Origin of the sequence: Bacillus sp. TH50 (assembly GCF_016650565.1) — a bacterium.
Lineage (GTDB): Bacteria > Bacillota > Bacilli > Bacillales > Bacillaceae_G > Bacillus_A > Bacillus_A mycoides.
In genome coordinates, this window is sequence record NZ_JAEKFM010000007.1 from 502,865 (window position 1) to 515,048 (window position 12,184).

Annotated in this window: 10 protein-coding genes; 7 read left to right on the top strand and 3 right to left on the bottom strand. The window is 35.2% G+C overall.

Annotated features, from left to right (window positions below; genetic code table 11):
* Positions 1-25: 25 nt before the first annotated feature.
* Positions 26-1,681 carry a Na/Pi cotransporter family protein gene (locus JFU23_RS19695; RefSeq protein ID WP_085309332.1) on the bottom strand — a complete coding sequence of 552 codons (1,656 nt, stop codon included), beginning with the start codon at positions 1,679-1,681 and terminating at the stop codon, positions 26-28.
* 458 nt (positions 1,682-2,139) lie between these two features.
* A complete protein-coding gene (locus JFU23_RS19700; protein ID WP_002029919.1) occupies positions 2,140-3,342 on the bottom strand; it encodes an MFS transporter in 1,203 nt (400 codons plus the stop codon).
* Between the two features lie 320 nt (positions 3,343-3,662).
* Here JFU23_RS19700 and JFU23_RS19705 point away from each other — a divergent pair, with 320 nt between their 5' ends.
* From JFU23_RS19705 to JFU23_RS19735, 7 genes are all read left to right on the top strand, one after another.
* Complete coding sequence (locus tag JFU23_RS19705) at positions 3,663-4,751, top strand: DUF871 domain-containing protein (protein ID WP_201032515.1); 1,089 nt, start codon at positions 3,663-3,665, stop codon at positions 4,749-4,751.
* A 78-nt stretch (positions 4,752-4,829) separates the two neighbouring features.
* Entirely contained in the window at positions 4,830-6,770 is a 1,941-nt protein-coding gene (locus JFU23_RS19710; protein WP_088035188.1) for a BglG family transcription antiterminator, read from the top strand.
* A 110-nt stretch (positions 6,771-6,880) separates the two neighbouring features.
* Entirely contained in the window at positions 6,881-7,201 is a 321-nt protein-coding gene (locus JFU23_RS19715; protein ID WP_002087442.1) for a PTS lactose/cellobiose transporter subunit IIA, read from the top strand.
* Position 7,202: 1 nt separating this feature from the next.
* A complete protein-coding gene (locus tag JFU23_RS19720) occupies positions 7,203-7,508 on the top strand; it encodes a PTS sugar transporter subunit IIB (RefSeq protein ID WP_002134545.1) in 306 nt (101 codons plus the stop codon).
* A gap of 76 nt (positions 7,509-7,584) precedes the next feature.
* Positions 7,585-8,895, top strand: coding sequence for a PTS sugar transporter subunit IIC (locus tag JFU23_RS19725; RefSeq protein ID WP_002140468.1), 1,311 nt, complete (start codon positions 7,585-7,587; stop codon positions 8,893-8,895).
* Positions 8,871-9,149: a hypothetical protein gene (locus JFU23_RS19730; RefSeq protein ID WP_002087437.1), complete on the top strand. Its 279-nt coding sequence runs from the start codon at positions 8,871-8,873 to the stop codon at positions 9,147-9,149. Before JFU23_RS19725 ends, JFU23_RS19730 begins: the two co-directional genes overlap by 25 nt.
* Positions 9,139-10,224 carry a DUF871 domain-containing protein gene (locus tag JFU23_RS19735; protein ID WP_201032516.1) on the top strand — a complete coding sequence of 362 codons (1,086 nt, stop codon included), beginning with the start codon at positions 9,139-9,141 and terminating at the stop codon, positions 10,222-10,224. The genes JFU23_RS19730 and JFU23_RS19735 overlap by 11 nt, the downstream gene beginning before the upstream one ends.
* Before the next feature lie 175 nt (positions 10,225-10,399).
* Here JFU23_RS19735 and entC read toward each other — a convergent pair whose 3' ends face one another.
* Complete coding sequence (entC, locus tag JFU23_RS19740) at positions 10,400-11,791, bottom strand: cell wall-binding protein EntC (protein WP_201032517.1); 1,392 nt, start codon at positions 11,789-11,791, stop codon at positions 10,400-10,402.
* Positions 11,792-12,184: the final 393 nt, after the last annotated feature.

Below are 12,184 nucleotides of genomic sequence, written 5' to 3' on the forward strand. Positions count from 1 at the left end.
CGCTTAAATTAGCGTCTCTTTCCTATTATAATGATTGTTTTATATTTACTTTTCCTTGTTCACCTAAAACACCATCAGCGATATTTACAGCGTGATCACCGATACGCTCTAAGTTACTTACCATATCAACGTAGATGATGCTTGCATCACCTGAACAGCTACGTTCGTTCAGACGTAACACATGGCGTTTACGTAAAACACGTTCCATTTGGTCAATTTTACGTTCTTTTGCAATAACGGTTTGAGCTAGTTCAGTGTCAAAGTTTGTTAAAGCATTGATTGCATCTTGTAATGTTGAAATTGTTAATTCAAGCATTTCATTTAATTCAGCTAGTGCTTCATCTGATAGTGAAACACGGTTTGAAATTTGGAAATCTACAAGTTCTACAAGGTTTTCTACATGATCACCGACACGTTCAATATCTCCAACAACACCTGCTAAAACTGAATGTTTTTCAGAGTCTGTAGGTGAAAGTGGTTTTTCTGATAGTAAAACTAAATACTCGATAATTTTTTTATCTAAATTGTTAATAGCTCCTTCTAATTGAGTAGCCATGTTAGCGTGTTTTTTGTCTTGTGTATTTAAAAATTGATTAGCTTCTTTTAGTCCATCTAATGAAAACTCAGCCATACGAATAATTTCTTTTTGAGCTTCTGTTAAAGCAATCGCTGGAGATTGCTCAATAAAGATTGGATTTAAATGCTGTGGTTTGAAGTTAATAGATGCATCTTCACCACGAATAAGTTTTGTTACAATCCATGCTAATACTGCAATGAATGGGAACTGAATGATTGTATTCGTTACGTTAAACGTCCCGTGTGCAAATGCAATTGTCATTTCTGGATTTAAGTTTAATGACGTTTGGAAATATTGAATTAAACTTGTAAATGGTATTAATATAATCGTAAAGATAATGGTACCGATTATATTAAAGATAACGTGAACTAATGCTGCACGTCTTGCTGCAATTGAAGTACCGATTGCTGCTAATACGGCTGTAATTGTCGTACCGATGTTATCACCGAACAATACAGGAAGAGCAGCTTGTAAATCAATAGCACCCTGGCCGAATAGTTCTTGTAAAATACCGATTGTCGCACTTGAACTTTGTACAATTAAAGTGAAGACTGTACCAACAACAATTCCTAAAATTGGATTATCACTCATGCTAACCATTAATTCTTGGAATGACTCTAAAGAACGAAGAGGCTTCATACCTGCGCTCATTAATTCTAAACCGAAGAATAACATACCAAACCCAAATACGACTTGACCTACAGAATGTACTTTTTTATTTTTAAAGAAGAATAGTAAGATAGCTCCAACTGCCATAACTGGGAGAGCGTATTCTCCGATTTTAATCCCGATAATAAATGCAGTAACTGTCGTTCCGATGTTCGCACCCATAATAACACCGATTGCTTGTCTTAATGTCATAAATCCAGCACTTACAAGTCCGACTGTTAAAGCGGTTGTTCCTGAACTTGATTGAATTAATACTGTAACTAACATACCTGCTAGTACACCCATAAGAGGGTTTGTTGTAAAACGATCTAGAATATCGCGAAGACGATCTCCAGCTGCTTGTTGCAGTCCATCGCCCATGTATTTAATCCCGAATAAGAAAATACCTAATCCACCAATGAACTGGAAGATCATATCTTGAATATTGTATTCCACGCATTCCACTCCTTAAATTTCATGTACGATGTAATTATTAACTAAACCTTGAGACACTGTAAACGGTTTATCAGTAAAATTTACACTAAATTTACAAAGTGATAAAAAGTTTACAAATCTTTAAAGAAACACCTGGATTTAATTGGTTTTTCAGATGATATATCTGATCGGTTTGTAAAGAAGTCACATTTATCACACTATTTTCGGATAGTAAAAATAGGTGAAGGGAAACTACCCAACTGGATATGCGGATTGGAATTTTATTTTGTTATGATGATGGTTCTTTGCATATTTTTTGATTAAAGTTAGAAAAATATGTAGGGAAACGGGGGAGGTTTGAAATGAATGTATTAAGTGAAAATGAAAAAGCAATGTGATTTTTTTAGGAATCCACTGCTTTTACAAATGTGTATACATGATTTTTTGGTCCAAGTACTTCGAAAAAGAACCAATTAGCATTACCCAACGGCTTTTTCTTTTGTTTTATCCCCCTGTTTTTGCTTCCGTAAGCTTGTGATGTAAATGAAAAGAAAAGCGATAAGTAATAGAGAGGAATATCGATATACAGTTGCATAGTTGGTAAAGTGTGCAATGAATCCAAAAATAATCGCTCCAGCACCAATTCCAAGATCAAATGCTGAGAAGAATGTTGCTGTTGCTACTCCTCTCCGGTGCGGTGCTACTCGGTCAATCATCCATGCTTGTAGTGCCGGTTGAATTGCTCCGAAACCACTTCCGTAGCACGCTGCGGCAATAATTAAGCTCGGAATTGTAGTTGTATACGACAGCAAAATAATACCTGTAAACGTAATAATAACTCCTGGAATGATGACGAATGTATGGCCTTTCGTATCATATAATCTTCCAGAAAACGGACGAGTTACAGCGATTGCAAGTGCATTAAATAAAAAGAAGAGGCTAATATCAGCAATCCCGACTTCTGTAGCAAATAATGTAATAAAGCTCCCAATTCCCCCGTACATTAATGTAATACATAATATTAATAGTGAAGGAAGTAAAGCTTTACGCTCAATAAACCCATCGAGAAAGGTACCAGATGTTTGCTGTGGTGGTTGCGGCGATTTTTTGATTTGAAGTAGTTTCGTTAATATTAATGAAACTATTGTGCATGAAAGTGCACATAAAAAAAGAATCGTGAAGTTATATGCTTGCATAAGCCAAAGTCCAATAAGCGGACCGAGCGCCATGGCAATAGTTCCAGAAAGACCGAAGTATCCCATGCCTTCTCCGCGGCGAGCTTGCGGAATTAAATCTGAAACGACAGTTCCGTATGTAGTCGTTGTAATACCAAAACCAGCTCCGTGTAAAATTCGAACGGCAAGCAATAGGAAAACGGTTGAAGCGAAAAGATAACTGCCCATAGCGAGTAAACAAATAGCGGTACCGATCATTAAAATGATTTTTTTGTTGAATTTCTGCAAGGCATTTCCAGTTAGCGGCCTAATAAAAAGTGCTGCAACGGTAAACATGCCGACAACGAATCCGATATTTGAACTTGTGCCCCCAATTTCTTTCACATAAACAGGTAAAGTTGGAATTAACATTTGAAATCCTAAAAACATACATAAGTTTGCTAGAATTAGCGCAATAAACTCTTTTGTCCATAACGGTTCTCGTTTTACGAGTACTGCCTCTCCCATATATTCATCCCCTATATAAAAGTTTTCTCTATTCTTTCGAGTATATGTATTGGTCAACGTAACAGTCAAGGAAGGTGCCTTGAAAACGTATAACAATTTTCGAGGCGAAAAAACTGACAAATTTGTGTAAAAGCTACACAACTATGAAAAAAAGATGTAAAGTATAGATGTATAGACTAGTAGTTGTTATGAATGATAGAAATTATTTTTTCTTTAAAGAAAGCGGATTCAAATTGTAGTGGAAGAAAAGGAGATACATACTTTTTCGCTAAATATATTTGAAAAGGTTTACAATATGATGAAGAAAGAGGCGTGTACATATGAGACGATTAGGTATTTCTATTTATCCAGAACATTCGACAGTAGAGAAAGATAAAGAGTATGTAACATTAGCGAGTAAATACGGATTTACACGTGTATTCACATGTTTACTATCTGTAGATGGCGAAAAAGAGAAAATTATAGAAGAGTTTAAAGAAACGATCTCTCATGCAAATGCATTAGGGTTCCAAGTATTAGTTGATATTAGTCCGTCTGTTTTTGAGCAACTAGGTATTTCTTATAATGATTTATCGTTTTTCCATGAACTAGGTGCTTACGGTATTCGTTTAGATGTTGGTTTCTCAGGATTAGAAGAATCGATTATGACGTACAATCCATACGGTTTAAAAATTGAGATTAATATGAGTAACGGTACGAAGTATGTAGATAACATTATGAGTCATAGACCAAATCGTGAAAATTTAATTGGCTGTCATAATTTCTATCCGCATCGTTATTCAGGATTATCATACGATCATTTCATTAAATGCTCGAAACAATTTAAAGATTACGGTATGAGAACGGCTGCTTTTATTTCATCATTTGATGCAACATACGGACCTTGGCCAGTAACAGAAGGGTTATGTACGTTAGAGCAGCATCGCGAATTACCGATGACAACACAGGCGAAGCATTTGTTTGCAACAGAATTAATTGATGATGTTATTATTGCGAATGCTTATGCTTCAGAAGAAGAATTACAAGCACTAGGTGCGTTAAATAAAGAGAAACAAACATTTGATATAGAACTATATGATACAACAACAGATTTAGAAAGAATTATCGTATTAGAAGAACCTCATTTTTATCGCGGGGATGTATCTGAATATATGATTCGTTCTACACAAAGTCGTGTGAAATATAAAAAAGAAGAGTTTAAACCGCATAATACGCGTGAAATTAAGCGTGGCGATCTTTTAATTGATAATGAGCAATATGGCCAATATAAAGGTGAATTGCAAATTGCTTTAAAAGATATGGTGAATACAGGAAAAACAAATGTAGTTGGCCGAATTATAGAGGAAGAAATCTTCTTATTAGATTATTTACAAGCTTGGGATAAGTTTGGATTTACGCTAAAGAAATAATGAACGCGGGATAAAAGGGAAAAAACTACTGATTTCAGTGGCTTTTTCCCTTTTATATAAAGAGCGAGAGGAAGAGCTATGACAAAAGTGCATCAGCGATTAATTTCCATTTTAGAGGAGTTTTTAGAAGAGAAATCGATGTTAAATCGAGCTTTTTTAGCGAGCCGTTTACACGTATCAACGAAGACGATTCAAAAGGATATAAAATTATTAAATGATATATTGGAAGAACACGGAGCGAAAATTGAATCACAAAGAGGGAATGGGTACGAGCTAGAAATTATACAAACTAAGAAGTTTGAAGATTTTTGTGTAAATGTATTTCAAAAACAGACAGAAAAGATTCCAACTTCTTATGAAGAAAGAGTAGCGTATATTTTACACCGTATTTTAACGACAGATGGGTATGTGAAACTTTCACAGCTAGCGGAAGAGATTTATGTGAGTAAATCTACTGTAAACTTAATTATGAAAGATGTTACGGATATTTGTAGTCGCTATGAGTTACAAATTGAAAAAAGACCATATTATGGTATACGTATTGTAGGAGAAGAATTTAATATTCGTTCTTGTTTATCACAATATGGTTTGCCGCGTTATGACCATACTCCGTTTCATGAGAACTATGAGCAGACGGACACATATTTATCGTTACCCCATATTTCTCTCATCCGCTCAGTTATATTAAAGTATATCGAGGGAGGAACGATATATTTATCAGATATAGAAATTGATAATTTATCAATTCATATTGCGATTGCTTTAAAGAGATGCAGGGATGATCATTACATTCAAGCACTGCATGTAGAGGAATCTGAACTTATAATAAAGAAAGAATATAAAATTGCGAAACAGATTTTAGGGAATTTAGGGGAAGAGCTAAAACTTCAATTTCCAGAAGAAGAAATTTTATATGTGACGATGCATTTATTAAGTACTGCTGTTACAGCGAGAGATCGCTATGAAAATGTAGAAGAGCTATTAGGGAAAGACGTATATGCATTCATGCAGCATATTCTTTTCAAAGTAGCGGAAGAACGGAATCTTACTTTTTATTACGATGAAGAATTATTATTTGGTTTTGGTGTTCATTTAAAAACGTTATTAAATCGTTTGAGATATAAGTTAAATACGAGAAATCCTCTTTTGGCAGAAGTGAAAAAAAATTATCCATATGCTTTTGAAATTGCAGTTCTCGTTGGAGATATAATTGGTGAATATACGGGTGAATCCATTCCAGAGAGTGAGATTGGTTATATTGCCATTCACTTTGGTGGGGCGATGAGCCGCTTGCAGGAAAATAATCAAAAGAAAAGATGTTTATTAGTTTGTGCAACTGGTCAAGGGAGTGCACAACTACTGAAATATAAAATTCTATCACATTTCCGAGATAAACTAGAGATTGTAGGTATTACAGGGTACTATCAATTGAAAGTGGAAGATCTTTATAAAGATAAAATAGATTGTATTATTAGTACGATTCATATACCGAGTGGTTTGCCTGTTCCGGTTATAAAGGTAAACTCAATATTTGATGATAAAGAGATTAAATCAATTGGTAAGCAGTTATTTACACATGTGAATGATAGTATGCAGCAATATATTAAGGAAGATTTGATCTTCTTAAATCGTAGTGCTTCTACGAAAGAAGAGGTTATTCAGTTTTTATGTGAGAAAGCTGCTGAGAAAAACTATGTACCCGCAAACTTTTATGCTTCTGTTATGGAGAGAGAGAACACATCTCCTACAGCGGTTGGAAACTTAGTGGCAATTCCGCATCCGATGCAATTATTAAGCGATACGACATTTTTGATGTTTTGTACACTCGATAAGGCGATTGACTGGGGAGATAAAAAAGTACAAGTTATTATTTTATTTAGTGTGAAGCGCAATAATAATGAAGATTTACAAAAGCTTTATGATTTTTTATATGATATTATGTCTAATCAAACTATAATAGAAAAATTGCATCAGGCTCAAGCTGTTGATGATTTTCAAGAAATCTTACTATCATTATGAAAAAGTATATTAAAACTTCCGTTACATAACGGAAGTTTTTTATGTTTAATTGTATGCGTTTTCATAATAAGATGAAAATATAGAAAAAACATAGCTTGGAGGAATTTAAAATGACTGATATGCAAACTCCATTTGCGTTAATTTTACATGGCGGCAACGCGAGAAGCGCGGCACTTGAAGCAATCGCTTTTGCAAGACAAGGAGATTTTGAGAATGCGAGTGAAAAGATGACACTTGCTAGTGAAGAAATATCATCCGCTCATCGCATTCAAACAGACTTAATTCAAGAAGAAGCAAGAGGCAATCATGCAGAAATAAGTTTATTATTAGTGCATGCACAAGATCATTTAATGAATGCCATTACAGTGAAAGAACTTGCTGAGGAATTTATTACTCTTCATAAACGAGTGGAAGAGAAAGTGACAGTATAATATGTACATTTTATTATGTTGTGCAGCAGGCATGTCAACGAGTATGGTTGTAAGAAAAATGCAAGAAGAGGCAAAGAAACAAGGGAAGGATTATAAAATTAAAGCAGTTGATTCGGAACTTGTGAAACTGGAAATGAAAAATGCTGATGTTGTTTTAATTGGACCACAGGTGAAGTATTTGTTTCCAGCGGTAGAGTTTCTTGCAAAGTCATACGATATACCAGTTGCAATTATAGAGCAGCGAGATTATGGTATGTGTGATGGTTTGAAAGTACTTAAGCAAGCTGAACAATTAGTTTTAGCGTAATTATATTTTTTTAAATATAAACATTATAATGTTATAACTTTTGCTTTTGTCAGATTGAACATAGGGAGGGTTATCGATGAATGGTTTTATGAGTTTTATGGAACAGAAGATTATGCCAACAACGCAAAAGATTGCGGGGCAAAGACATTTATTAGCAATTCGAAATGGAGTTATTTCTACATTACCGTTAACGATTGTCGGGTCATTTTTCGTTATCTTTTTAAACTTACCAATTGATGCATATATGGAGTGGATTGCACCGTTTCGTCATATTTTAGATATTCCATTCCGATTTACAGTAGGCTTAATGGCTTTATACGCAGCATTTGGGGTAGGGGCCTCACTCGCGAACTTTTATCAGCTCAATCAATTAAGTGCAGGATTATTATCTGTACTCGCCTTTTTACTAGCATCAGTTGAACCAATTCAAATAACAAAAGCTGTACCAGGTGTTATTGATGCAGGAAGATATATTTCAGTAGGGACATTAAGTGCAACTTCTTTATTCGGAGCTATTGTGACAGCATTAATTGCAGTAGAAATTTATCACTTTATGATTAAGCATAATATTTCGATTAAATTACCAGATAGTGTACCACCAGCAGTTGCAAACTCGTTTGCAGCATTAATTCCAACTTTAGTAGTTATTCTTTTATTCTGGGGTATTCGTTACGGTTTAAAATTTGATGTAAACACAACAATCACATATTTAATCGCACCATTAAAATCAGTATTAGTAGGAAATAATTTATTCGGTGGTTTATTAACAGTATTCCTAATCGTATTCTTCTGGTCGTTCGGTATACATGGTCCAGCGATTTTAGGACCAATCATTCGTCCAATGTGGGATTCAGCAATTCTTGAAAATATGGAAGTATTCACGGCTACAGGAAATGCACATCAATTACCAAACTTATTTACAGAGCAATTTATTCAATGGTTCGTATGGATTGGTGGATCAGGCTCAACGTTAGCTTTAGTAATCATGTTTATGTTCTCTAAATCTAAGTTCTTAAAAGAGTTAGGTAGATTATCATTCGTACCAGGTTTATTCAATATTAACGAGCCAATTATTTTTGGGGCACCAATTGTAATGAATCCGATTTTAATTATTCCGTTCGTTATTACACCGTTAGTTACAACGACAGTATCATATTTCGCAGTTGTTTCAGGTGTGATTCCGCTCATGATGGCGAAGCTGCCATTTACGATGTTAGCGCCAATTGCAGCGATTATTAGTACGGACTGGACAATTATGGCTGGTGTACTTGTACTTGTTAACTTTGTTATCTCATTCGTTATTTACTATCCATTCTTCAAAATGTATGAGAAGCAACAATTAGCAGGAGAGGAGAAAACAGAATGCTCGGAGCAATTATCATCTTAATTACATTCGTGGCGGGGCAGTGTATTGCACATTATTCAAAGTGGGTACAAAGTAAATCGCTATTAGTTTTACTACTTGTGTCGATATTATTTATTGGATGTTCAATGGGAGCTTATGTGGCATTTAGTTTAGAATCACCGTACTTTATCATCGTACCAACGATTTTATGTGCAACATGTTTATCTGCAAAATATAGATTTACGAGCATGGCATTAATACAACGTGTGAAGGAGATGCAAAAGCATGGAGCGTAAATTAGGAATTTCACTTTATCCAGAGCATTCAACGAAAGAACAAGATATGGCATACATTTCGGCAGCGGCACGCCACGGTTTTTCAAGAATATTTACATGTCTATTATCTGTGAATCGTCCGAAAGAAGAAATTGTAGCTGAATTTAAAGAAATTATTAATCATGCAAAAGATAACAATATGGAAGTTATTTTAGATGTAGCTCCAGCTGTATTCGATCAACTTGGTATTAGTTATAGTGATCTAGCATTCTTTGCAGAGTTAGGTGCAGATGGAATTCGTTTAGATGTAGGGTTTGACGGGTTGACAGAAGCGAAAATGACGAATAATCCATATGGCTTAAAAATTGAGCTGAATGTAAGTAATGATATTGCCTATTTAGAAAATATCCTTTCGCATCAAGCGAATAAATCAGCTTTAATTGGTTGCCACAATTTTTATCCGCAAAAATTTACTGGTCTTCCGTATGATTATTTCATGCGCTGTAGTGAACGCTTCAAAAAGCATGGTATTCGCAGTGCAGCCTTTATTACATCGCATGCAGCTGACATCGGTCCATGGGATATTAATGACGGATTATGTACGTTAGAACAACATCGTAACTTACCAATTGAAGTACAAGCGAAACATTTATGGGCAACAGGGCTTATTGATGATGTTATTATCGGAAATGCTTATGCGAGTGAAGAAGAGTTAGAGAAACTAGGAAACTTAAATCGTTACATGTTACAGCTAAAGGTACAATTTGTAGACGAAGCGACTGAAGTAGAGAAGAGAGCGACACTGCAAGAATTACACGTAAGACGCGGTGACATAACAGAGTATATGGTACGTTCTACAGAAGTACGTAAAAAGTACAAAGACTATGACTTCCCAGTGCGCGAAAGTGTACGCCAGGAAAGAGGGCAAGTTGTAATTGGTAATAACCTATTCGGAAAGTATAAAGGTGAACTACAAATCATTCTGAAAGAAATGCCAATAGATGAACGGAAAAATATTGTCGGTACAATTGCAGAAGAAGAGTTATTCTTACTAGATTATGTAGGAGCTTGGACACAGTTTACTTGTGTGGAATAGGGAAGATAGGAGGGGATGCTATGGCATCCTCTTTTTTCTGTTGAAATAGTAATCTATCGTATATAGAATGCAAAGAGATAGATTTAACTTGGACGGGGGAGAAGGAGAAAGAATGTAAGAATCATAAAAAAAGAGTCAGTCTCAACGTTGAGACTGACTCTTTTTTATATAGTAATTAGTTTAAAACTTTCACTGTAACTGTTTTACGTCCCCAGTTACTTGATGTACCTTTATCTGGCATTAAAACGTCAATTTTATTTCCTTTAATAGCTCCACCAGTATCACCAGCGATTGCTACTCCGTAACCTTCAACCCATACTTTTGAACCTAATGGAATGACACTTGGATCAACTGCAATTAGTTTCATGTTTGGATTAGCTGTTAAGTTATGACCCATAGCTGATTTTACTTGGTCTCCTGCTTTGTAACCATTTTCAAGTGGATCCGCTGTGTAGGCTGTTGCTTGAACTCTTAATTCACGAGAAGAAGATGGTGCACTTGTTTCAGTTTCTTTTGCAACAGGTTGTTGTGTAGCTGGTTTTTGAGCTTTAGCCGCTTCACGAGCTTTAGCTGCCTCTTGAGCCTTAGCTGCCTCTTGAGCTTTAGATGCTTCACGAGCTTCAGCATCTGCCTGAGCTTTAGCCGCTTCACGAGCTTTAGCTGCTTCTTGAGCTTTAGCCGCTGCTTGAGCTTCAGCTGCTTCCTGAGCTTTAGCTGCTTCACGAGCTTTAGCTGCTTCTTGAGCTTTAGCTTCTGCTTGAGCTTCAGCATCTGCCTGAGCTTTAACTTCTGCTTGAGCCTTAGCTGCTTCACGAGCTTTAGCTGCTTCCTGAGCTTTAACTTCTGCTTGAGCTTCAGCTGCTTCACGAGCTTTAGTTGCTTCTTGAGCTTTAGCTTTTGCTTGAGTTTCAGCTACTTCTCCAGCTTTAACTGCTTCACGAACTTTAGCTGTGTCTTGAACTTTAATTGCTTTTTCAACTTTAACTGCTGGTTGAACTTTAACTGGTGCTTTACCTGTTAAGTAAGGAACATGAACATAAGCTGTTTTTCCGTTATATTCAAATTGAATCCAGTCATTTTGCACTTCGTGTGTTGTTTCGATTACATCATCTTGTTTCAACTTACCAAGAATTTCTGAGTCTGTATTTGCACCAGCACGTACGTTTAATACGTTTGCTGTTACGTAGTAAGTATCTTTTGTGTAGTCAGCGCTTATGAAAGCCTCTTTACCACTATTTAATTTAACTTTTGACCATCCGTTTTCTGTATGTAAAACGTTAACTTTATATCCATCTAATAACTTTCCGACAACTTGTGATTCAGTAGTTGGGTTTTCTCGTACATTTAGTACATCAGTCGTTACGATTGTTTCTGCTTTAGCAGATGTTGTGAAAATCCCAAGACCAAAAACCGCTGCTGTTGCTATACCCATAAATTTTTTCATAATAGCCTCCATTGCATTTGTTTTCGTTGACCTCATTATAGCAACCATTATTTTCTTATTTGCGGAAAACACAAAACTACAAAGCATTCGTAACGAGGCATTAATATTCTGTAATAATTCCATTAATATCCTGATAGCGTTTTCTTTGCGTTTTTTAGGGGATTAGTACATACGATTCATAAAATCAACACTTTTTTAATTACTAATAGATTAATAATGTATCGGTGATGTTACTTGAATATTTCTGTAACGTTACAAAAAAGGGGTATTTAACTATTTGAATCGTAATGTAGTTATGAAAATATAATATTCTTGTGTGTGAAGTCGTATATATAGGGGTGATTTTAATGAAATAGAGATATAATTGTTACAAAATAAGTTGTAGTATGGAAAAAATTACGCCTTGAATTTGTTCTTTTACATATTATTTTTGCAATAATAGGATTGCTTGATAGCTTTCGTGAGAAATGAAAGTTTAAATGATAAAAAGATAATCGCAACATGAAACATATATAA

Excerpts from the sequence above, each read along its gene's own strand:
- JFU23_RS19730 (WP_002087437.1), top strand. The coding sequence starts at position 8,871 with ATGCTCGGAGCAATTATCATCTTAATTACATTCGTGGCGGGGCAGTGT.
- entC (WP_201032517.1), bottom strand. The coding sequence starts at position 11,791 with ATGGAATTATTACAGAATATTAATGCCTCGTTACGAATGCTTTGTAGT.
- JFU23_RS19705 (WP_201032515.1), top strand. The coding sequence starts at position 3,663 with ATGAGACGATTAGGTATTTCTATTTATCCAGAACATTCGACAGTAGAG.
- JFU23_RS19715 (WP_002087442.1), top strand. The coding sequence starts at position 6,881 with ATGACTGATATGCAAACTCCATTTGCGTTAATTTTACATGGCGGCAAC.
- JFU23_RS19735 (WP_201032516.1), top strand. The coding sequence starts at position 9,139 with ATGGAGCGTAAATTAGGAATTTCACTTTATCCAGAGCATTCAACGAAA.
- JFU23_RS19710 (WP_088035188.1), top strand. The coding sequence starts at position 4,830 with ATGACAAAAGTGCATCAGCGATTAATTTCCATTTTAGAGGAGTTTTTA.
- JFU23_RS19700 (WP_002029919.1), bottom strand. The coding sequence starts at position 3,342 with ATGGGAGAGGCAGTACTCGTAAAACGAGAACCGTTATGGACAAAAGAG.
- JFU23_RS19725 (WP_002140468.1), top strand. The coding sequence starts at position 7,585 with ATGAATGGTTTTATGAGTTTTATGGAACAGAAGATTATGCCAACAACG.
- JFU23_RS19720 (WP_002134545.1), top strand. The coding sequence starts at position 7,203 with ATGTACATTTTATTATGTTGTGCAGCAGGCATGTCAACGAGTATGGTT.